The following is a 21183-nucleotide window of genomic DNA, read 5'->3' on the forward strand; positions in this document are numbered from 1 at the left end:
TCGACCTTGGACTCGCAGCGGAACACACCGGACTCCTCCGTTGGGGCGGCCGCCGCCCCTTCCGCGGAGGACGCTGCCACCACGAACACCGGTACCGCCACGGTGCTGGTGCGCTACTTCGCCGGGGCCCGGGCCGCCGCCGGCGTGTCGGAGGAGTGGGTGCGGGTACTTCCCGCCGCGGCCGCTGACACGACACCGGTGACGGTCGCCGATGTGGTTCGGACCGTGCTCGACTCGCACGACGACGCTCTCGCCCGCGTGATGGCGGCCTGCGGTTTCCTCGTCGACGGGGTCGCGGTGCGCGAGGACAGCGCTCCCGTGGCCGACGGAGCGGAGTTCGACGTGCTTCCGCCCTTCGCGGGTGGCTGAGCACCCGGACGACCACGCGGAGAACGGTTCCCGCGGGACGTGCTCCCGGCCTGTCCGAGGTGAGTCCGGTCTGTCCGGGGTGGTGGGATCCCCGCTCCTGCGCCTGTTCCCGACGTCCGGCCCTGGGAGAACAGCGGCGTGTCGCCCGAAAGGATCAGCAACACGGTGATCCCCGTGATCGAGGCTTGATCCACCCTCGGGTATGATCGGTTTCACGGGTTTGGACCGCCGTACCGGTTCGCCGGTTCCGTCCCCCGGCTTCTCCGTGGTCTGCCGTCCCGCGGGTACTCGATCGTCGCGATCTCGTCCGGGCACTGCTGCCCGTACCGATCGTGGCGACTCGTATCGGCTGTGCTGACGGAGTCTCGTGCGAAGCGAGCCGCGCTCGGAACGAGCGACACACAATTTAATGGCACGGCGTGTTGCTCTCACTCGGTTGCGTGATTTACAGCGCCTTCTCCCGCATGGAACCGGCCGCGAACTCCAACCATTCTCCAAATGGGTGAAGGATCACCCGATGAACCCTTTTCGGATACGTTTCGCGACCATGAACCTGCGATGTGTAACGAGTTCGTGAAAGCCTTGAACCTGCGAACTCGGTCCGAAAAAATGGCAAATCTGACGTAACACCGGATGTAACGGGCTTTCGACCCCAGCGCTGAAGAGTGAGCCACACCTCACCGCGAGTGATCGATATCGACGAGGAAACAAGTTGATAACGACGCTGTGCGCTGCATAAATACCCTTGATCGCACCCCCCGGGGTACACGTTACTGTGACTAGCGTCACATTCCATTAAGTTTCCGTTCGCTTGCTTGATTACGTACTGTTCCCATCGGTCGGCCCCGAACCGGCCGGATCAACGAAAACAGGGGAAGCCCGCAGCGCCGATCCCTGCCCGGCGGGCTTCCTACCCCCGAACGAAACGAGACCGGGCAGGGACGGGAATCCGTGGGGTGCCCCGAAGCTCCACGGATGACACGGGTTCCGAGGAATCCACCGGAATACGCCCGAACACGGTTCCGGGAACTCCCGCAAGCGCGGCAGGAGAGAGGGACATGGCTCGTTACAAGGGCAAGCACCGCAAGTCTTCCAATTTCACCCGAAACGCCGCACGAGTGGCCATCGCGGGTGCCGTGGTCGCCACACCGCTCGCGGTTGCCACCCCGGCGAGCGCGGCTGACTGGGACGAGTTGGCCCAGTGTGAGTCCAGCGGCGACTGGCAGATCAACACCGGAAACGGCTTCTACGGCGGCCTGCAGTTCACTCCCTCGACCTGGTCCGCCTTCGGCGGTGACCAGTACGCCTCGAACGCGCACAAGGCCACCCGTTCCGAGCAGATCGCCGTGGCCAAGAAGGTGCTCGCCGCCCAGGGCCCCAGTGCTTGGCCCGGTTGCACCGCCAAGACCAACTGGGTCAGCGGCAGCACGAGCGGCACGGGCAACGTCTCCGGCGGCTCCTCCCAGGGTGAAGCCACGACCGAGAGTCAGCCCTCGCAGCAGAGCGACTCGGGTGAGCAGCAGGCCGAGGTCTCTCAGCGGAGCTCCTCCTCCCAGGAGGCCAGCGTGCGCTCCAACGGTGCCGACTACACCGTCGAGTCCGGTGACACGCTGAGCGGCATCGGCGACAAGTTCGGAGTGAACTACCAGGAGATCTTCGAGCGCAACAACGACGTGCTGGACAGCCCGGACCTCATCTTCCCCGGGCAGCAGCTCGACATCCGCTGATCGGACGCGGCCCCGAACCGCGTTCACCAGCTGTCCTCCCGCGACGGAACCCGGGGTGGGTGCTCGGACCGAGCAGCGTGGTGCTCATCCGTGAACCGGACGCCCTGCCCGGCGGAACGGTCGACACGGTCGTCCCCGCACCCGCTCGGGCCGTCGCGCTGAGGACTCCCGAGGCTCGGGGCCCCGCCGCCTTCCCCCAGCGGCGGGGCCCCGTTCCATCCCCGTGAACGGTTCAGAGCACCCGCTCACGAACCACCGGGAGGCTTTCACCTCCCCCGTCCCGCACAAATCCCCATCGCGATTCACCGCTGCACACAGCCCCGCAGGTGAGCCCGGAGCTCTCCTCCCGAGGGGAAGCAGTCACTCGGCACCCACTGCGCAATCGGCACCGCCGGGGGTTCTCAGTCACGGGTCTCGCGAGGACAGCCTCGACGTTGTGTAGGTCGCTACCCGATGTCGAGGATCCCGCAGCGAGACCCCGACTGAGGTTCGGTCACGCACCCCCTACGACAAGCCAGTCCCCGAAAAAGCCCCACCCCAATGCGGGCGCGATGCGCCTGCGCAGTCGGCACCGCCGCGGGTTCTCAGTCGAGTGCCCGGCGAGGACAGCCTCGACGTTGTGTAGGTCGCTACCCGATGTCGAGGATCCCGCAGCCGGGCGCCGACTGAGGTTCCGCCACCCGCACCGCCACGCAGAGCGAGCCGCCGCAAAGCCCCTAAGGGCAGTTGACCCACTCCTCTTGTCCACCCTCGAAAACCTGGCGCTTCCACACCGGAAGCCGCCGTTTCACTTCGTCGACGAGCTCGGAGCAGGCGTCGAAGCCCTGCTTGCGGTGTTCGGCCGCTACGGCGCAGCCGAGGGCGACGTCGCCGATCCGCAGCACTCCCGTGCGGTGTTCCACCGCCAGCGCGTGCACTCCTTCGGAGCGGGACGCCACGTCCGCGGCCACTTCGCGGATCACTTCCGCGGCCGAGGGGTGGCTCGTGTATTCCAGCTCGCGGACGCCGCGGCCGCCGTCGTGGTCGCGCACGGCTCCCGCGAAGGTGACCACGGCTCCTGCCGAGCTGTGCTGCACTGCGCGCTCCAGCTGGGCGACGTCGACGGTCTCCTCGGTCATCGCCGCCCGCGAGACCACTGCGGTGGCGCAGTTGCCGGTGTCCGACGCTTCCCCGGCGGCCGCGGAAGCGGTGCTCTCGGGGGTGGCCACCTCGGGAGCGGGGGAAGTCGCACGTCGGTGGTCCCCGCCGCGCACCTGGTCCAGCGCGTGTTCGAGCACGCCGTCCAGCACACCGAGCCCGTCCCGCACTCCGCCGCGGGAGCCGGGCAGGTTCACCACCAGCGTTCCCCCGGCCACCCCGGCGAGACCGCGCGAGAGCACCGCCGTGGGGACCTCGGGGAGTCCGGCCGTGCGCAGCGCTTCGGCCAGCCCGGGAATCGAGAAGTCCAGCAGTTCCGCCGTCATCTCGGGGGTGCGGTCGGTGGGGCTGATGCCGGTTCCGCCCGTGGTCAGCACCAGTTCGACCTCGGCCTCGACCGCGCGTTCCAGTGCGGCGCGCACCGGAGTTCCGTCCGGAACCACTTCGGCGTCGGCGACCCGGAACCCGCGCTCCCGCAGCCAGGCGACGATGATCGGGCCGGTGCGGTCCTCGTAGGTTCCCTCCGCGGCACGGTTCGAAGCGGCGATCACCCGGGCGTGTCGTTCGGTCATGGGTGCCCTTCCCTGCGCGTGATCACGGTTGGCGTGTCGACGGGCCCAATCATCCCCGCGCGTCGTCCCGGACCCACAGCCCGGTCTTGCCGCCTTCCTTGCGTTCCACGCGCACTCCGTCGAGCACGGCGGCGGGGTCCAGGGCTTTGACCATGTCGTGCAGCGCCAGCCCGGCACCGGTCACTGCCGTCAGCGCCTCCATCTCGACCCCGGTGCGGTCGGTGGTGCGCACGGTCGCGGTGATGTCCACTCGGTCCTCGGCCGTGGTCAGCTCCACGTCCACCCCCGCTATGGCGATCGGGTGGCACAGCGGGACCAGGTCGGAGGTGCGCTTGGTGGCCATGATCCCCGCGATGCGGGCGGTCGCGAGCGCGTCGCCCTTCGGGAGGTCGTCCCCGCGCAGCCGTGTGACCACTTCGGGCGTGGTGCGCAGTGTGCCGGAGGCGACTGCGCGGCGCGCGGTGCTTTCCTTGTCGCCCACGTCGACCATCCGCGCGGCACCGGATTCGTCCACGTGGGTGAGTTCCTGCTCTGACGCCATGGGCCGAGGCTACTCGTTGGTGTTCACAGCTCTGTCCGTCAGAGTGCACGGCTCGGTTTGCTCGGGTGGTTCCGTGGGGGAACCTCAGTCGGGGTCTCGCTGCGGGTGCCCCGACATCGGGTAGCCACCTACACAACGTCGGGACCGTCCTCGCGAGACCCGAGACTGAGAACCCCCGGCGGTGCCGACTGCGTAGGTGGGCGAAAGCGGCTGACGCCACCTACCGACGCTCGACCCAGCCGAGCGAGCACTCACTCCGAGCCGTGCACTCTACGAGAGATCAGAATTCGGCCTCGGCCTCCATGTCGCCCATGTCGGCGAATCCGGGAACTCCCGCTGGCGCCGCGGAGGAGCCGGCCGCCCCGCCCTGGCTTCCGCCACCGCCTGCCTCTTCCCCGGACACGGCCACCCGACGGACCGCCTCGGCCACGGTGGGCGAGACGGTGCTGTCGAACACGCTCGGAACGATGAACGAGGCGTTGACCCGGTCGTTGCTGTCCACCACGTCGGCGATCGCGTTGGCCGCGGCCAGCATCATCTCGTCGGTGATCTCGTGCGCGTGCGCGTCCAGCAGACCGCGGAAGAACCCGGGGAAGGCCAGCACGTTGTTGATCTGGTTCGGGTAGTCGCTGCGTCCGGTGGCCACGACCGCGGCGTGCTTGCGGGCCTCGAGCGGGTCCACCTCGGGGTCGGGGTTGGCCAGTGCGAACACGATCGCGTCGTCGTTCATCGTGGCCACGTCCTCCGCGCTGAGCAGGTTCGGCGCGGAGACCCCGATGAACACGTCGGACCCCCGCACGGCGTCGGCGAGGGTTCCGGTGCGCCCCTCCGCGTTGGTCTCGGCGGCTATGGCGCGCAGGTGCTCGTCGGTGTCGCCCCTGGCATCGTGCACGATCCCGTCGACGTCCACCGCGACGATGTCGGCGGGGCTCTTCTGCCGCAGCAGCCGGATGATCGCCGACCCGGCCGCCCCCACGCCGCACACGACCACGCGGCAGTCGGACAGGTCCTTGTCGACCACGCGCAGCGCGTTGCGCAGCGCACCGAGCACCACGATCGCGGTGCCGTGCTGATCGTCGTGGAAGACCGGGATGTTCAACCGCTCCCGGAGCCGAGCTTCGATCTCGAAGCAGCGCGGCGCGGCGATGTCCTCGAGGTTGATCCCGCCGTAGGCCGGGGCGATGAGCTCGGCGGCCCGGATGATCTCCTCGGTGTCCTGGGTGTCCAGACACACCGGCCAGGCGTTGACGCCGGCGAACTTCTTGAACAGCGCCGCCTTGCCCTCCATCACGGGCAGAGAGGCCTCGGGGCCGATGTTGCCGAGGCCGAGGACGGCTGAGCCGTCCGTGAGAACGGCGACCGAGCTGCGCTTGACGGTCAGCCGCCGCGCGTCCTCCGGATTCTTGGCGATCGCCGTGCACACCCGGGCGACTCCCGGGGTGTAGGCGCGGGAGAGGTCGTCCCGGTTGGCCAGGGCCACCTTGGAACTGACCTCGATCTTGCCGCCGAGGTGGACCAGGAAGGTCCGGTCGGAGACCTTGCGGACCCGTGCCCCCGGCAGCGCTTCGAGCGCCTCGGTGATGTCGTCGGCGTGGTCCGCCGACAACGAGTTGCAGGTTATGTCGACCACTATGCGGTCGGCGTGCGATTCGACCACGTCGAACGCCGTGATCACCGCGCCCGTACGGCCGACCGCCGTGGTCAGATCACCGGCCGCTGTGGCCGAGGGGGGAGCCTCGACGCGAACGGTGATCGAATAACCCGGACCTGGAACCGGCATGTAGCACCTCTGTCAGTGATGAGCTCTCGCGAAACCCTGTGGCCCGACCGAGAGTAGAACTCAACACCGCGGAAGTACTGCCACCCCACCGTTCCGGCGCGGGTGATTTCCGGCACGCGGCCCGATTTCCGAAAATTTTCCGTCCGCTTGGCGCGAGTGGTTGCCGGCGGCGCCGGTTGGCCGGGGAGTGCTTCTCGGCGCGACTCGCGCCGCGGGAGAATCCCGACCAACCGTCAGCACGACCGGCGAGCACCGGTCAGCGAGCACCGGTCAGCGGGGACCGGTCACTTGTTGATCTCGGTGTGCGGGTGCTCGTAGGGAAGCACGTCCTCGGACAGCGGGAAGGTGACGTCACCGAAGGGCGACATGGGCCCCTGTCGATCGGCCAGGAACTCGCTGACGGGGTGCTCATCACCCTCGTGCGGCCATTCCGGGTCGATGCGCTCGTTCTTGGACTTGTTCGCGTCGGCCACGCCAACCTCCTTTACCGGACCATTCCCACGATCTCGTCGCGTCCCCGGGCGCTCCGGCGTCCCCTGCCGCACGAAGAGCTTCCCAAGCCTGCTCGTCCACCGACCAGTTTGCCTGAACCTCCGCGGCCGCAGGCCGCCGCCCCCTCACCGGAGGAGCCGCATATCACACGTCGCCCCACCGCGGGAGGGCACGGGTATCTTGGAGGCGATGCCCCCGAACTCCGCGTCGCAGGATCCGCCGGCGCACCACGCCGAGTCGCTCGCCCGAGCGCTGCGTGCCTCCGACGACGAGCAGCTGCTCGAGCTGCTCCGGCTGCGCCCCGACCTGGCCACACCACCGCCCACTGACGCCGCGGTGCTCGCCAACCGCGCGATGGCGCGCGCCTCGGTGGCGCGCGCCTGCGAGGACCTCGACTCGTTCACGCTCACCGCGCTCGAAGCGCTCGTGCTGCTCGACGCGGACGAGCACGAGGTGACGGTGCGGCGTCTCGCCGAGTTCCTCGGGCAGGACGTCACCGAGCAGCAGGTGATCTCCCGACTCGAGGTGCTGCGCGCGCGGGCCCTCGTGTGGGGCGGGCAGGATTCGCTCCGGATGGTGTCCACGGTCCGGGAGACGACGCGCGCCCAGCCCGGCGGGCTCGGGGCTCCCGCTGCGGACCTGTCCGAGCAACGCGCGCACGAGCTGCTGGGGGAACTGGACGACGAGGAGCGCCGGGTGGTGGACAAGCTCGCCGGAGCCTCCCCGCTCGGACGCACCGGGGAAGTCCGCCGGGACGCGAAACGGGGCGAGCGCCCCACTCCGATCCAGCGACTGCTCGACCGGGGGCTGCTGCTGCGCCGGGACGAGGAGACGGTGGAGCTGCCGAGGCAGCTCGGGTTGGCCGCGCGCGGCCCGCAACACCCGATGGGCGAGGTCGAGACCGCGGAACCGACCCTGGAACTCACCGAGCACGGGCAGGAGCGGATCGACGGCGCCGCCTCGGGTGAGCTCCTCGAGCTGAACAGGCACGTCGAGCTGCTGCTCGACTCCTGGGGGCAGGACCCGCCGGACGTGCTGCGCTCCGGCGGCATCGCCGTGCGCGACGTGCGCCGCACCGCCAAGGAGCTCAACATCACCGAGAGCCGCGCCGCGCTGCTGGCCGAGCTGGTGGTGGCCGCCGGGCTCGTGGACACCAGCGGCGAGGAGGACCCGCAGTGGGTCCCGACCGTCCGGGCCGACACGTGGCTGGCCTGCTCCCCCGAGCAGCGCTGGTCAGCGCTCGCCGCCTCCTGGCTCGACCTGCCCCGCCTTCCGGGACTCATGGGGGCCCGCGACGAGCGGGGACGGCTGCTGGGCCCGTTGTCCGAGGGGCTGCGGCGTCCCAACGCGTCCGGGGAGCGCCGCCGCGTGCTGGAGCTCCTGGACGAGCAGCCCTCCGGTCACGGGGTGCGACGCGACGCCGACGTCGCCGCCGTGCTGGCCTGGCGCGCACCGCGGCGCGGCGGCTCGCTGCGCGACGAGACGGTGCACTGGACGCTGTCCGAGGGGATCACTCTCGGCGTGGTGGCTGCCGGTGGGCTGACCTCCGGGGGACGCGCCCTGCTGGCCGGGGACGAGAACGCCGCGTCCGAGGTGATGGGCCGCGCGATCCCGGATCCGGTGGACCACGTGCTGGTCCAGGCGGACCTGACGATCGTCGCCCCGGGCAGGCTCGAACCCGAGCTGGCCGGGGAGATGGACCTGGTCGCCGACGTCGAATCGGCGGGCAGCGCCACCGTGTACCGGATCAGCGAGGCGAGCGTGCGCAGGGCGCTGGACGCGGGGCGGAGCAGCGAGCAGCTGCACGAGCTGTTCCGGACGCGCTCCAGGACCCCGATCCCGCAGGGGCTGAGCTACCTCATCGACGACACCGCCCGCAGGCACGGCAGGCTCCGCGCCGGTACGGCCTCGTCGTTCCTGCGCTGCGAGGACCCCGTGGTGCTGACCGAGGTGCTCGGCAGGTCGGACCTCGGTGGTCTCGCACTGCGCCGGATCGCCCCCACGGTGCTGATCAGTCCGCTTCCGCTGGAGGAGCTGGTCGACGAACTGCGCGCGGCGGGCTACTCACCGGTCGCCGAGGGGGCCGACGGCGGTGTGCTGGACCTGCGGCCCAGCGCCCGGCGGATCCGGGGGCGCGGCAGGTACGGGGGGCGTCCCGCCGATCCGAGCGGTCCCGGACACCCGAACGAGCAGCAGCTCGCCGAGCGGGTGCGCACGCTGCGCGCCGGGGACCAGGCAGCGAACGTGCGGGGCAACACGCTGGCCCCCGAGAAGGGGCGTCCCAGCGCGAACGCGACGTTGGAGCTGCTCCGCGACGCGGCCAGGAACGGGCGCAGCGTGTGGCTGGGTTTCGTGGACACCCAGGGAGGTTCGACGCAGCGGATCGTGCAGCCGGTCAGCGTCGGCAGCGGGGTCCTGCAGGGCTTCGACACGTCCCGCGAGGAGCTGGGCAACTTCCCGCTGCACAGGATCACGTCCGTGGCGGTCGTGGAGGGCTAGCGACCGCTGGGGGCCGGGGCGCGTCTCGCGCGGAACCGCCGCTTCCGGAACACCTCCGGCGGGGAGCGCTTCCGCGCGGAACCACGTGCGCCCGGCCCCGCTCGGGTTCCGCTGCGCCGCGTCCGACCTCAGCTCTGCGAAGTGGCCATGCGCTGCTTCATGGCGTGCTGCACCAGGGTGATCAGCGTGTTCTTCGTGGACTCCTTGTCCCTGGCGTCGCAGCCGAGGATCGGGACGGACTCGTCGATGGTCAGCGCCTCGCGGACGTCCTCGAGACGATGGTGCAGCACCCCGTCGAAGGTGTTCACCGCGACCACGTAGGGAAGCTGCCGGTCGTCGAAGAAGTCGATCGAGGCGAAGGCGTCCGCGAGCCTGCGCGTGTCGACCAGCACCACGGCACCGATCGCTCCCCGCACCAGGTCGTCCCACATGAACCAGAACCTGTGCTGGCCCGGGGTCCCGAACAGGTAGAGGATCAGCTCGGAGTCCAGCGAGACCCTGCCGAAGTCCATGGCGACCGTCGTGGTCACCTTTCCCGGGGTCGCGGTCAGGTCGTCGACGCCCACGCTGGCCTCGGTCATGACCGCTTCGGTGGTCAGCGGAAGGATCTCGGAGACCGAACCGACGAGTGTAGTCTTTCCGACCCCGAAGCCGCCTGCGACCACGATCTTCGTCGAAGTCTTGCCCGCACCGTCGCCGGCCGCCGCGTGGGGATCAGAGCTTGCGAAGCCCACTGAGCACCCTTTCCAAGAACTCCATGGAAGGCCGGTCGCCCACGACCATTCCACTCTCGTGAATCTCGACCAGGCCTAAGCCGGCCATGTCGCCGATCAGCACCCGCACCACGCCCAGCGGTAACCGCAGGTGGGCCGAGATCTCGGCGACCGAGCGCGCATCGGTACACAGATTGCAGATGGACCGGTGCTCGGGACTGGCCTGAGCACTCTGGGCACGCCCCCGCTCGCTGGTCGAAACCAGTGTTTCGATCGCGAGCTCGTACTCGGTCCGAGTACGACCGCGCGTGCGGGCGTACGGCCGCATCAGCGAGCCCGCTTCCTCCGAGTCGCCCTCCGGGGCGGCACCGTCCTGCCCCGGGATGGACGGCATGGAGGAGGACAGCGACGGCATCGACTGGGACAGCGGCGACATCGGCTGCGAGATGGACGGCATCGACACGGGGCCGCCGTCCGCTCCCCCGCGCTCCGGTCCCGGCCGTTCGGGTCCACCGCGCTCCGGTTCCGCACCGCGGTCACCGGGTTCGGCGCCGGAGCCGTCGCGATCGGACCCGAACAGGTCCGCTCCCGGACCGCCGAACAGTCCGCGCTGGTACTCCTCCGTGCTGTCCTGATCCCCTCCTCGGGCGGGGTGGTCGCCGGGGCCCCCACCCCGAGGACCGCCGAGGAAGTCGTCCTGCCAGTCGTCGGCTCCTGTGCGCTGACCGTAAAGACGGAACAGGTCGCCGTCCCAGTTCGGGTTGGCCCCCTCGCTCATAATGAGCTCCCAACGTCAGCCGAGGCTGATCTCATCGACCCATCCCCTGCAACTGAGCACGCAGCTCCGGGGTGAGCTGGCGCCCCACGCGTTCGACGAGCAGGGTCATCTCGTAGGCGACCAAGCCGATGTCGGCATTGGGCGCTGCCAACACGGCAAGGCAGGAACCGTCGCTGATCGACATCAGGAACAGGTAGCCCTGCTCCATCTCGACGACGGTCTGGGTGACGTCGCCGGCCTCGAAGCATCGCGCCGCACCCTGGGTGAGGCTGACCAGACCTGATGCGACGGCCGACAACTGCTCGGCGCGGTCACGTGGCAAACCTTGGGAGCCTGCGAGCAGCAGGCCGTCCGCGGAGACCACGACCGAGTGCGCTACGCCGGGCACCCGACGCACGAAGTCGGTAATCAGCCAACTGAAACTGTTGCTGCTCATGGGTTGCTGGACGGACCCGGTCACTCCTGCTCCTCGTGACGGCTCGGAATCGAGCGGGACTGTTCGGCCGAATCGGGTTCGACCTTGGCGTGCCTGCCACGCCGGACACCTTGCTGAAAGTTGGACATTCTCCCACGCACGGCGGAAGCAGACCGCGGTACGGCCGGTTTGCTCGGTGCCTGCGACTGCGATTGTGCGGCCGATCCGGGAACCAGATGCGACTTGGGCTTGCGCTTGGGCAACCCCGCCGAGGTCTGTTCCGGTTCCTGCTCGGTCCGCTGCACGAGCGCCTCGGCGGCCTCCCAGCCTTCGTCACCGGCACCCCAGCCCGGGTCGTGTCCGGCCTGGCGCGCGTCGGCGGCCCGGTTGCGCTGCTCACGTGTCGCGGCCCTGCGCCCGGAGAAGGCCTGCATCGCGCCGGCCGGGCCGCTTCCGGGAGCCGAGCCGCTCTCGGCCCCGTTGGACGAGTGCTCGTTCGGCCCCCGTGCACTCGCTTCACCGTCCGCTGCGGACGACGTCGGACGAGGTGCTGCCGATCGATGCTGCTCCTCCTCCGCACGGGTTTCCGGTGGGAAGTCCCCCCGGTGCGATTCGGTGTAACCGTTCGTGTGCCGGCTGTCCGGGAACTGCCCGCCTCCGTCGAGGGTCCCCGACGCCACCGGTGAGTAACCATCACGGTACGGCACCTCGCCTCCTTCGAAGGCACCACCGGCCGAACCGCCCGCCGACCAGCCGATGGCGTCGTCGACGAGCTCGGAGTCGGACGGAAGGTCCGTGTTCCGGTCGAAGGCGGACATGCCGGCCGCCGGGGCCTGCTCCTCGTCCTCCTCCCGGAACCACTGGGACAGCACGGCCTCGTAGATGGGCAGACGTTCCGTGGGAGCGTCGTCCGCCTCCGACGTGCTGCCGGGAGGTGGACCGCTCCCGAGCGGGGGTGCCGCCCGTTCCTGCCACTGCTCGGTCGGTTCCGGAGCCGGTTCGCCCGCGGCTTCGCGGGACTCCGGCTCCTGGTCCGGCCAGGACATGTAGTCGGTCTTTTCCGGTTCGAACGGACTCTGGAACAGGTCCGCGGCCTCGCCCACACCGGGCGGGGGGCCGCACTGACCCTGGTAGTCCGTGGCGTCGCCCCCGACCGCGTGCTCCGCCGTGGCATCGGAATCGGGCCACCCCATGGCGGACCAGTCCGAGTCCGGCCACCCGCGCTCGGAGCGCTCCGGCTCGCTCACGGGGGGCCCGGAGTCCTCGAGCGAGCCGCTCCGGTCCTCCCACAGGGGGACCTCGGCGGCCCCGTAGGCCTCTCCCGGGGACAGCTGGACCGAGTAGTTCGGCGGTTCGACGACGGCGTCCTGCTGCTCGGCGCCCTGCTGCTCGGCGTCCTGCTCGGGGAAGTAGTGCTCCCCCGAGTCGGGGTCGTCGAACTCCCGCTGCTCCGCGCTCTCCTGGGCGGAGGAACTGTCCGCCCCCGACCGGTGCTCGAGCTGGTTGCGGTCGCCCGCCGCGCCGAAGGCCGCGGCGAGACCGGAGTGGGCTCCCGTGTCGGTACTGCCCTCCCGCGGTTGGTCGTCGCGCGGGACGTCCGGCATCGGCATGGGGCCGTTCGGAGTGAGCTGCACGATCAGCTCGCCCGGCAACCGAACCGTGGCGGTCGCACCGCCCTCGAGGTCGTCGTTGTTCTCCAGCTCCACCGTGACGTTGTGCCTGCGGGCGAGCTGCCCGACCACGTACAACCCCATGCGGCGGGAGACGGAGACGTCGATGTCCGGAGGACGGACCAGCCGGTCGTTGATCTCGTCGAGCTGCTCGACGTCCACACCGACCCCGCGGTCCCGGATCTCCAGCACGAGCTCCTGCCTGCGGTAGGCGCTCCGGACGCTGACCTCGGTGTCCGGGTTGGAGTAGACGGTCGCGTTCTCCAGCAGCTCGGCGATCAGGTGGACGATGTCGTTGACCACGCGCCCCTGCATGGCCAGGTCCGGGGTCTCCCCGATCGCCACGCGTGCGTACTGCTCGACCTCGGAGACCGACGCGCCGATGACCTCGGCGAGCGGCACCGGGCGCACCGTCCTGCGGGTGAGGTCGGTCCCACCGAGGACCAGCAGGTTCTCGTTGTTGCGCCGCATCCGGGTCGCGAGGTGGTCCAGCTCGAACAACTGGCTGAGCTGGTCCGGGTCCTGCTCGTCCTGCTCCAGCCGGTCGATCAACGAGAGCTGGCGCTGCACCAGCGTCTGACTGCGCCGGGCCAGGTTGACGAACAGGTCGTTCACGTTGTTCCGCAGCAGGGCCTGCTCGGAGGCCAGGCGCAGTGCCTGCGCGTGCACGGCGTCGAAGGAACGGGCCACCCTGCCGATCTCCTCGGTGGTGTGCACCGGGATCGGGTCTATGCCGCTGCGGGTGGCCAGGTCCGGATTCTCGTCGTCGAGGATGGACTGCACGGCTTCCGGGAGCCGGTTGTCGGCCACGTTCAGCGCGGAACGGCGCAGCGTGCGCAGCGGAAGCAGCAGGGACCGCGCCACGAACAGGGCGATCGCGATGGCCAGGATCAGCACCGACAGCACGACCACGACCGCGACGTAGGTCTGGGTCCGCGCGGCGCCCGCGAGGCTGTCCGTCTTGTTCTGCAGCTGGTCACGCAGCTGCTGCTCGACCTGGTAGGTGCGGTTGACCAGCTCGGTGGAGCTGCGCATCCACTCCTGCGGATCGAGGTTGCCGATCCCCTCGCCCTCCTGCGCGCGGACCAGCGCTGTCTCCTCCAGGGAGTGCGCCTTGTCCACGGCCAGCCCGGCGACCGTGTCCTCGTAGGTCTGGATCTGGCTGTTGTCGGCCCACTTGCGGAAGTCCTCCATCGCCGCGCGCAGCCCGGCGTCGGCCGTGAGCAGCTGGCGCTGTCCGTTGACTTCGAACTCCCCGCTCTCCATGGCGGCGAGCAGGCGGGCGCGCTTGACCGACTCCTGCTCCTTGGCGCGCGCGATCGCGTTGGTGGCGAGGTAGAGCTGGGAGACCTCGGGGTTGTTGATCCGCGTCACACCCCTTTCCCCGAGGTTGATCAGGTTGTCCACGGAGTCGCTGTAAGCGCGCAGCGCGGCCGTGGCCGGATAGGAGGTCTCGTCGGTGACCGTGCGCAGCGCCTGCAGCCGGTCCAGCCTCTCCAGGGCCTGGCGGTACGGCTCCACGAGCTGGTCGCGGTTCGCCTGCTCGGCCTGCTCGACGGCGTTGCGCAGCCCCGCGACCGCATCGTCGACGGCGTTGCGCTGCTCGACCAGCTGGCTGCGGTCGCCGTTACGCCCCGCCGCGATGTGGGCCACAGTGAGGTCACGCTCGCGCTGCAGTTCCTGGACGACCTCGTCCGCGCTCGTGTCGAGCGTCACCTGCTCGCGAATCTTCAGCAGTTGCTGGGCCTGGTTGTAGTCGGAGGCGACCTGGAACGCCCCGAAGACCATGGCCGCCACCGTCGGCACCAGCAGGACCACGAGCAGCTTGGTGCGCAACCGCCAGTTGCGCATGCGCAGCCCGCCGGAGGGCCGGTTCTCGGCGCGCTCGTCGGCCGGACCGCCGCTGCTGCTCGCAGAGGGTGCTTCCCCTACCACACCCTGATCGCTCGCGGTGGCGGTTTCCCCACCCGTCATCAGCGGGTGCGAATCCGCGGATCCCCTCCCGGTCGACCGATCGGGGCCTTTGTTTCCTCCGGCCACTCGTGGCTTCCTCATTCCGACAGTTACGGGCACGTGCCGTTCCGTCGATGGACTGACGGCATCAAAACACGGGATGTGCAGCTCAGGGGATGGTCGCCACCCTGGCGTCCCGAACCCACTCCCCCGGGAATCCGGGGCTGCGCGACTCCCGCGGGCAGCATCAGCGTACTGACGAGCACCACGATCGGAAAAGTGGGGCGCTATACGTAGCGTTATTCACACTATTGCCAGTTTTCCCCCGTTAGAAGGCATAACCGGGTCAAGCGGGTACGGTGAGCGACTTGTCATCGCCATTGTGAGATAAGCCACCACACGGCGTGCCGCGGCAGATCAGCGCCGAGCCGTTTCCGACCATGGTCATGCATCGGCGGTATGTGAATAGTTAACTAACCAGCGTTAACTCTTCCGGACGAAACAACTCGCACTGTTGACTCTTCGTACCGGAACCGTGAAAGTAATGAGCTGCCTCATCCCGTCGTCCAACAACCTGTTGCCCAACCACTCGAAAGAGCATTGCTGACCATGGTTCGATCCGATGTGCGAGCCGGCCGGAGAGGCCGCTCGTTGTTCCGGACCGCGCTGGCTCTCTCCACCAGCCTCGGTCTCTTCCTCGTTTCCGGCTGCGGCCTGCTCAGCGGCTCGGAAGGCGAAGCGAACTCGGAGTCGGGGAGCACGACGATCAACCTCGGCACCATGCCCGCCGTGGACGTGGCCCCGCTCCACCTGGCGAAGAAGAAGGGCTACTTCAAGGACGCCGGACTCGAGGTCAACCTGAGCACCATCCCCGGCGGCGCGCGCGGCATCCCCAAGATCGCCAGCGGGGAGCTGGACATCACCTTCGGCAACTGGGTCTCGTTCATCCGCGCCCAGCAGAAGGGAACGGCCGACATCAAGGCCCTCTCCGACGCCTACCAGGCCGAGGAGGGCACCTTCCTGCTGATGCACATGCCCAACGGGCGCGCGCAGGAGATCTCCGACCTCAAGGGCGAGAAGATCGCGGTCAACACCCGGGGCAACCTCAACGAGCTGACGGCGCGGACCACTCTGAAGACCCACGGGGTCGATCCGGACAGCGTCGAGTTCGTCACGATGGACTTCCCCGACATGCCCACCGCGCTGCGCAACGGCGACGTCGCTGCGGCCTCGGTGATCGAGCCCTTCATCTCGCGCGCCAACCAGCTGGGCGCCCAGACCCTTGCGGACCAGACCTCGGGACCGACGGCCAACATGCCCATCGCCGGCTACGCGGCCACCAACGATTGGGTGCAGAACCACCAGGAAGCCGCGGCCGACTTCCAGCGGGTGATGGCCAAGGCGCAGGCCGAGGCCAACGACGACCGCAGCCAGGTCGAGCAGCTCCTGCCGCAGTACACCGAGATCGAGCCGAAGACCGCCTCGCTGGTGACCATCGGCTCCTACCCGTCCACGCTCGAGGCCAGCAGGCTCAAGAGCGTGGTCAGCCTCATGCAGAACAACGGGGAACTGCCCTCGGGGGAGTTCGACATCGAGTCGATGCTCTTCCACGCTCCGGACGAGCAGCAGTGATCACGACCTGACCGGAGTTCCCCGGCTCGGGCGCCGCGGGTGGTTCAGCGGAGAGAAGAACCTCCCCGCGGCGGTGCCGGTGACTCGGGAGCGGCCCCTGCGCCGCGGCCCGGACCACCGGCACCGCCGAGCGAACCGAGCCGACACCTGTCCATCCGCTGAACGAGCGGGCCGACCGTCCGGACGATTCGGGAAACGATGCGCAACGCCCTCCGCGCACTGATCGGGGTCGCGGTCTTTCTCGTGCTCTGCGAGATCGTGGGCCGCTCCGGCCTGGCCCCGCAGCGCTACCTCCCCCCTCCCTCGATCGTGCTCACCGAGCTGGCCGAGCTGCTCGGTCAGCGCGACTTCCTGCTCGACGTGATCGCCACCGTGCTCTCCTGGCTGATCGCCCTGGGCCTCTGCGCCCTCGTGGCCGTGCCAGCCGGGCTGCTGCTCGGCAGCGTTCCGCTGCTGCGGACGGCGGTGACCTCCCTCATCGAGTTCCTGCGCCCCGTTCCCTCGGTGGCGCTGATCCCCCTGGTCGTGGTGGTCTCGGCGGGAAGCCCGGCCGGCAAGATCTTCCTCGCCTGCTACGCCGCCGTCTGGCCGCTGCTGTTCAACACGATCTACTCCGCGGGCCAACTCGACGAGCAGCTGCTCGAATCGGCGCGCGCCTTCCGCATCTCGCGCCTCCAGCGGGTGCTCAGGATCAAGCTCCCCCACGTGATCCCGTTCGTGTTCACCGGCCTGCGGCTCGCGGCCAGCACCGCGCTGATCGTGCTGATCAGCGTGGAGATGCTGAACCCCAGCAGCGGAGGCATCGGAAGCTTCATCTACGTGGCCAGCAGCGGAGCGGGCCGCATGGACCAGGTCCTGGCCGGAACCCTGCTCGCGGGCGTGCTCGGCTACCTGGTCAACGCGGGGATGTCCGGGGCCCAGCGCAAGTGGATCACCTGGGCCCCTTCGGGAGGGACGACATGAGCGGCGCCGCTGTTTCGTCGAGCACGCGCGCGCACCGCGCGACGGGAGCGCTCTCCCAGCTGGGCGTTCTCCTCGGTGCGGTACTGCTGTGGCAGCTGCTCACGGCGGGCAACGAGAGCCCGTTCTTCCCCACTCCGCTGCGCGTGGTCACGGAGATGTGGCGGCTGTGGTTCAGCGGCGGGATCGGGACGCTGTTCCTGACCGAGGCCGCCTTCGACGACGTGCTGCCCAGCGTGGGCAGACTGCTCCTCGGCTGGACGCTGGCCGGGGTGGTCGGCGTGGGGATCGGGCTGCTGCTGGGCCGTTCCGGCAACGCGCTGGCCTACGTGGGCCCGCTGCTGTCCTTCGCCCGCTCCATTCCCCCGCCCGCGCTGCTCCCGGTCTTCATGGTGCTGTTCAGCATCGGCTTCAAGCTGCAGCTGGTGACGATCGTGTTCGGCTGCCTCTGGCCGATCCTGCTCAACAGCGCCGACGGAGCCCGCGCCGTGGACCCGGTCAAGGCGGAGACGGCCCGCGCGTTCGGGATCTCCCGCGCTCATTGGATCGGCTCGGTCGTGCTCCCGGGAGCACTGCCCAAGATCTTCGCCGGTCTGCGGATCAGCCTCTCGCTGGCCCTGATCATGATGGTGATCTCCGAGCTCGTCGGCGCCAGCGACGGTCTCGGGCACGCCATGATGCTGGCACGCGACCAGTTCGACTACGCACAGCTTTGGAGCGGGATCGTGCTGCTCGGCATTCTCGGTTATCTGCTGAACACCGCCCTGTCCATCGTGGAGCGACGTGTCCTGGAGGCGGTGCCGCAATGACCGGCGAGCGGAACGAACCGACGACGGACGGGAGCGCAGGAACCGTGCCGAGCATGCTGGAAGTCTCCGACCTGGGGCACACCTACACGGGGCAGCAGGAGCACACCGCCATCGGCGGAGTCACCTTCGACGTCGATGCCGGGCAGCTGACCTGCATAGTCGGCCCGTCCGGGTGCGGCAAGTCCACGCTGCTGCGCTGCATCGCCTCGTTGATCCGGCCGAGCAGCGGCGAGGTCCGGATGCACGGGCAGCCCGTGCGCGGGGTCCCCGAGGACCTGGCCGTGGTCTTCCAGGACTACGGTCGTTCGCTGTTCCCGTGGATGAGCGTGCGCGGGAACGTCGAGTTCCCGCTGCGCTCCGAGAACGTCCCCAAGGAGCAGCGCCGCGAGCGAGTGCGCCAGACCCTGGAGTGGGTGGGGCTGTCCGGTTCGGAGCGCAAGTACCCGTGGCAGCTCTCCGGAGGGATGCAGCAGCGGGTGGCCATCGCGCGGGCGCTGGCCTGCCGCCCCGCGCTGCTGCTCATGGACGAACCCTTCGCCTCCGTGGACGCGCAGACCCGCTTCGATCTGGAGGACCTGCTGCTGCGGGTCCGCGCGGAGCAGGACACCACGATCCTGCTGGTCACCCACGACATCGACGAGAGCGTCTACCTCGGGGACCGGGTGCTCGTGCTGTCCAGGACGCCGGCGAGCATCGTCGCCGATCTGCCGGTCGACCTCGGCGACGAGCGCGACCAGATCGGCACCCGCGAGTCGGAGACCTTCGTGCACCTGCGCGGTGAGGTCGCCCGCATGCTGCGCGGCGGCGGAGGAACCGAGCGGTCGGGCGGAACCACCGCTGGGAACTCCGGAGCGGGCTCCGGTCCCGCTCCGGAGGACGGAGCCGCTCCGGAGGAGGAACTCGGTTCGGACGGTTCCTCCACTGCGGACGGTTCCTCCACTGCGGACGAGGAGTCCGCTGGGGACGGTGAGCGCGCCGCCGACGCGACCGCGGGGTCCGTCCCGCTGGAGTCGGGGTCCGGAGCACGCGAACACCTCGAGTGACTCCGGTCCGCTCCGCCACCGGGGCCCTTCAGATCGCGGAGATCCGCTGGGCGCACAGCGTTTCACCCGGATCCGGGTAGCTCATGTACCAGTTCGTCCCGATCGGGCAGCGCGTTTCGTCCGCGCCCGAGACGACCTTCGTGATCCGCAGGTCGGCCTCGGCGTCAACGCACCGCACCTTGGTGCGGAACTCCGTGGGCGCACCGATCCGCATGCAGTCGCCCTTCCGGACGTCCGGGATCATGCAGTACCCGCTGCCCTCGCGGACCAGTCTGCTGTAGGCGTCGGAGGGGCACTCGAGCGGTGGGGAGGTGGTGGTGCGCACCACCTCGTAGTCCGAGTCCCGCGATCCGCAGGTGGCGGGGCGTTGCACCCCGGTCTCGATGTCGGGATCGACGATGTTCAGGCAGGGGCCCTCCGAGTCCTCGGCGCCACCGGCCTCCGAACCGAGCTCCTCGCTCGTCGTCCCGCCGAAGACCTCCCCCGTCGGGTCGGTCCGCGCGCCCAGCCCGACCAGGGTGGCGACCAGCGCGACCAGCACGATCGGGGTGATCACGCTGAACAGCAGCAGCGGCGCCCCCGCTCTGAACCGCCGGGCGCGCGGTGCTCGCGCGTCCCACGACGCTCCGGGGCCGCCCCAGCCCAGCCCGAAGACGTCCCAGCCGGGAGTGCTCGGTCCACCGGGACCGCCGGGTGGGTTCTCCGCGCCGGCCCGAGCCTCGCCCGTCGGGTTCTGCTCGGGACCGCTCGACGGCTGTGGTGGAAAAGTCACGCGCCCCTCTTCCCAAGACCATGCTTTCGAGTTAAATCTAACCGATGTCGCGGGGCTGCTCCTCCCGTCGGGCACTTCCGGAGGAGCGCGAAGTCGTGCGATCGAGGACCACGCCGGAGGTGCTCCGCGCGGGAGCGGGCGGGGAGCCACGCTGCTCCCCACCGCGCGCCTCGACGGTTCTCCAGCTCGAGTCGCGGACCGAGCCGGGCCGCGCCGAGGTCGGGGCACCCGTTCCCGCCCCCGCGGGAGGCTTCCGCTCCGGCGTCCCGCGACGAACGAGGCGGAAGGATCGCACTAGTCCCGGGACAGTTCCGCGAAGCACAGCGTCCGCGCGGGTTCGGGATAGGTCTGGTACATGGCCCCCGCGGCGCACTCCTCGGAATCGGCCACGTCGGCCACTCCGGTGACCCGCCACCCCGCGGCCTCGTCGGCACAGTTCACCTTGGTCAGCAGTGTCGTCTCACCCTTGAGATCGGCCACGCAGTCGCCGACCTCCACGTCGGGGATCATGCAGTACACGTCCTCGTTCACCAGCAGCGCACCGTAGGACTCCTTGGCGCACCTCTGCGAGTCCTCCCGCAGCTCGACCACGCGGAAGTCCGAGCGGGCCGAACCGCACCCGGCCTTTTCGAAGTCGACGTTCTTCCCGCCCCTGGGGAGGTGCACGCAGTCCCCCTCAGCGAGGTCCACCCCGCCGATGTCGGACAGCATCTCCTCGACCGCTCCTGCGGAGCCGGACTTCCACGCGTTCCAGCCGAACAGCGCACCGCAACCGAGCAGCACCACGACGGCGAGCGCGACCAGGGAACCGAGCAGCTTCCTGCGCTTCCCGCCTGCCGGATGGGGATCCGGTTCCTCGTCCTCCTCGTCCACCTGCCGCTCGGCACGCGGTTCCGCCTCCGCGCTCTCCTCGGAGGTCTCCTCGGTGCTCCCCTCGGGAGGTTCCACGTCCCACGTCGAAGGATCCTCCGAGTCCGGTGTGTCTGGTGGAGTGTTCACGCCGTCCTCTCTGCCTTGTTTCACCCGTCCGAGTGAGCAAATTACTGGATGTCCGCGGAGCAGCGGGCCAGTCGTGACGAGAACTGAAACGAAGCGTTGTGCCAATGGAATTTTCCGGCAGTAACGCGATCACCCACCGGTGACGATGCCGCGAGAACGAGCTCGCCCCGGAACGGGGAAAGCTCCGGAAAGCACCGGCCGCTTCGCGTCGACCAGGTCGGCCGGGCAGGACCGCCCGCTTTCGCGAGAAGCGGTCGTGCGGCCGCCCGCGCGGAGGAAGCCACTCGCGTGAACGGGTGATCAGCACCGCCCGGGCCTTTCC

The 21183-nt window shown here is 69.5% G+C and carries 17 protein-coding genes; 7 read left to right on the top strand and 10 right to left on the bottom strand.

The features are described from left to right. Positions 1 to 6: 6 nt before the first annotated feature. A complete protein-coding gene (locus tag G9Q41_RS14445) occupies positions 7 to 369 on the top strand; it encodes a MoaD/ThiS family protein (protein ID WP_092524390.1) in 363 nt (120 codons plus the stop codon). A gap of 1058 nt (positions 370 to 1427) precedes the next feature. Beyond that, complete coding sequence (locus G9Q41_RS22405; protein WP_092524392.1) at positions 1428 to 2096, top strand: transglycosylase family protein; 669 nt, start codon at positions 1428 to 1430, stop codon at positions 2094 to 2096. A gap of 716 nt (positions 2097 to 2812) precedes the next feature. On the opposite strand, the gene G9Q41_RS14455 is transcribed toward G9Q41_RS22405, so the two are convergent. The 4 genes from G9Q41_RS14455 to G9Q41_RS14470 form a co-directional block, all read right to left on the bottom strand. Then, entirely contained in the window at positions 2813 to 3805 is a 993-nt protein-coding gene (locus G9Q41_RS14455; protein ID WP_092524394.1) for a molybdenum cofactor biosynthesis protein MoaE, read from the bottom strand. 49 nt (positions 3806 to 3854) lie between these two features. Further along, complete coding sequence (gene moaC / locus G9Q41_RS14460) at positions 3855 to 4346, bottom strand: cyclic pyranopterin monophosphate synthase MoaC (RefSeq protein WP_092524396.1); 492 nt, start codon at positions 4344 to 4346, stop codon at positions 3855 to 3857. Between the two features lie 280 nt (positions 4347 to 4626). Continuing rightward, the gene (locus tag G9Q41_RS14465) at positions 4627 to 6126 is read right to left on the bottom strand and encodes an NAD-dependent malic enzyme (protein ID WP_165632850.1); all 1500 of its coding nucleotides are present in this window, start codon (positions 6124 to 6126) and stop codon (positions 4627 to 4629) included. Positions 6127 to 6410: 284 nt separating this feature from the next. Beyond that, on the bottom strand, positions 6411 to 6599 hold the full coding sequence (locus G9Q41_RS14470; RefSeq protein ID WP_092524400.1) for a hypothetical protein: 189 nt from the start codon (positions 6597 to 6599) through the stop codon (positions 6411 to 6413). A gap of 208 nt (positions 6600 to 6807) precedes the next feature. On the opposite strand from G9Q41_RS14470, the gene G9Q41_RS14475 reads away from it, so the two are divergent. Beyond that, the gene (locus tag G9Q41_RS14475; RefSeq protein ID WP_165632849.1) at positions 6808 to 9117 is read left to right on the top strand and encodes a helicase-associated domain-containing protein; all 2310 of its coding nucleotides are present in this window, start codon (positions 6808 to 6810) and stop codon (positions 9115 to 9117) included. Positions 9118 to 9245: 128 nt separating this feature from the next. Here G9Q41_RS14475 and G9Q41_RS14480 read toward each other — a convergent pair whose 3' ends face one another. The 4 genes from G9Q41_RS14480 to G9Q41_RS14495 are packed head-to-tail and all read right to left on the bottom strand — an operon-like array spanning position 9246 to position 14667. Beyond that, positions 9246 to 9851 carry an ATP/GTP-binding protein gene (locus tag G9Q41_RS14480; protein WP_092524402.1) on the bottom strand — a complete coding sequence of 202 codons (606 nt, stop codon included), beginning with the start codon at positions 9849 to 9851 and terminating at the stop codon, positions 9246 to 9248. Then, complete coding sequence (locus G9Q41_RS14485) at positions 9832 to 10608, bottom strand: DUF742 domain-containing protein (protein ID WP_165632848.1); 777 nt, start codon at positions 10606 to 10608, stop codon at positions 9832 to 9834. The genes G9Q41_RS14480 and G9Q41_RS14485 overlap by 20 nt, the downstream gene beginning before the upstream one ends. Before the next feature lie 31 nt (positions 10609 to 10639). Next, the gene (locus tag G9Q41_RS14490; protein ID WP_017973097.1) at positions 10640 to 11068 is read right to left on the bottom strand and encodes a roadblock/LC7 domain-containing protein; all 429 of its coding nucleotides are present in this window, start codon (positions 11066 to 11068) and stop codon (positions 10640 to 10642) included. Beyond that, positions 11065 to 14667 (bottom strand): nitrate- and nitrite sensing domain-containing protein, encoded by a 3603-nt coding sequence (locus G9Q41_RS14495; RefSeq protein WP_165632847.1) that lies wholly within the window; start codon positions 14665 to 14667, stop codon positions 11065 to 11067. The genes G9Q41_RS14490 and G9Q41_RS14495 overlap by 4 nt, the downstream gene beginning before the upstream one ends. 588 nt (positions 14668 to 15255) lie before the next feature. On the opposite strand from G9Q41_RS14495, the gene G9Q41_RS14500 reads away from it, so the two are divergent. From G9Q41_RS14500 to G9Q41_RS14515, 4 genes are all read left to right on the top strand, one after another. Then, positions 15256 to 16278, top strand: a complete 1023-nt coding sequence (locus G9Q41_RS14500) for an ABC transporter substrate-binding protein (RefSeq protein ID WP_242687470.1) — start codon at positions 15256 to 15258, stop codon at positions 16276 to 16278. 198 nt (positions 16279 to 16476) lie between these two features. Beyond that, positions 16477 to 17241, top strand: a complete 765-nt coding sequence (locus G9Q41_RS14505; protein WP_165632846.1) for an ABC transporter permease — start codon at positions 16477 to 16479, stop codon at positions 17239 to 17241. Further along, positions 17238 to 18047, top strand: a complete 810-nt coding sequence (locus tag G9Q41_RS14510) for an ABC transporter permease (RefSeq protein ID WP_207631073.1) — start codon at positions 17238 to 17240, stop codon at positions 18045 to 18047. Before G9Q41_RS14505 ends, G9Q41_RS14510 begins: the two co-directional genes overlap by 4 nt. 44 nt (positions 18048 to 18091) lie before the next feature. Then, the gene (locus G9Q41_RS14515) at positions 18092 to 19090 is read left to right on the top strand and encodes an ABC transporter ATP-binding protein (RefSeq protein WP_347567551.1); all 999 of its coding nucleotides are present in this window, start codon (positions 18092 to 18094) and stop codon (positions 19088 to 19090) included. A 28-nt stretch (positions 19091 to 19118) separates the two neighbouring features. Here the strand turns inward: G9Q41_RS14515 and G9Q41_RS14520 are convergent, their stop codons facing one another. Both G9Q41_RS14520 and G9Q41_RS14525 read right to left on the bottom strand, forming a co-directional pair. After that, entirely contained in the window at positions 19119 to 19862 is a 744-nt protein-coding gene (locus G9Q41_RS14520; RefSeq protein ID WP_092524416.1) for a hypothetical protein, read from the bottom strand. Positions 19863 to 20156: 294 nt separating this feature from the next. Next, positions 20157 to 20861, bottom strand: a complete 705-nt coding sequence (locus G9Q41_RS14525; protein WP_139186560.1) for a hypothetical protein — start codon at positions 20859 to 20861, stop codon at positions 20157 to 20159. Positions 20862 to 21183: the final 322 nt, after the last annotated feature.

The organism is Actinopolyspora sp. BKK2 (assembly GCF_011291845.1).
In the GTDB taxonomy this organism is placed as follows: domain Bacteria; phylum Actinomycetota; class Actinomycetes; order Mycobacteriales; family Pseudonocardiaceae; genus Actinopolyspora; species Actinopolyspora saharensis.

Coding starts and splice junctions, on each gene's coding strand:
- G9Q41_RS14505 (WP_165632846.1), top strand. CDS start 16,477: ATGCGCAACGCCCTCCGCGCACTGATCGGGGTCGCGGTCTTTCTCGTG.
- G9Q41_RS14500 (WP_242687470.1), top strand. CDS start 15,256: ATGGTTCGATCCGATGTGCGAGCCGGCCGGAGAGGCCGCTCGTTGTTC.
- G9Q41_RS14495 (WP_165632847.1), bottom strand. CDS start 14,667: ATGACGGGTGGGGAAACCGCCACCGCGAGCGATCAGGGTGTGGTAGGG.
- G9Q41_RS14475 (WP_165632849.1), top strand. CDS start 6,808: ATGCCCCCGAACTCCGCGTCGCAGGATCCGCCGGCGCACCACGCCGAG.
- G9Q41_RS14485 (WP_165632848.1), bottom strand. CDS start 10,608: ATGAGCGAGGGGGCCAACCCGAACTGGGACGGCGACCTGTTCCGTCTT.
- G9Q41_RS22405 (WP_092524392.1), top strand. CDS start 1,428: ATGGCTCGTTACAAGGGCAAGCACCGCAAGTCTTCCAATTTCACCCGA.
- G9Q41_RS14455 (WP_092524394.1), bottom strand. CDS start 3,805: ATGACCGAACGACACGCCCGGGTGATCGCCGCTTCGAACCGTGCCGCG.
- G9Q41_RS14510 (WP_207631073.1), top strand. CDS start 17,238: ATGAGCGGCGCCGCTGTTTCGTCGAGCACGCGCGCGCACCGCGCGACG.
- moaC (WP_092524396.1), bottom strand. CDS start 4,346: ATGGCGTCAGAGCAGGAACTCACCCACGTGGACGAATCCGGTGCCGCG.
- G9Q41_RS14465 (WP_165632850.1), bottom strand. CDS start 6,126: ATGCCGGTTCCAGGTCCGGGTTATTCGATCACCGTTCGCGTCGAGGCT.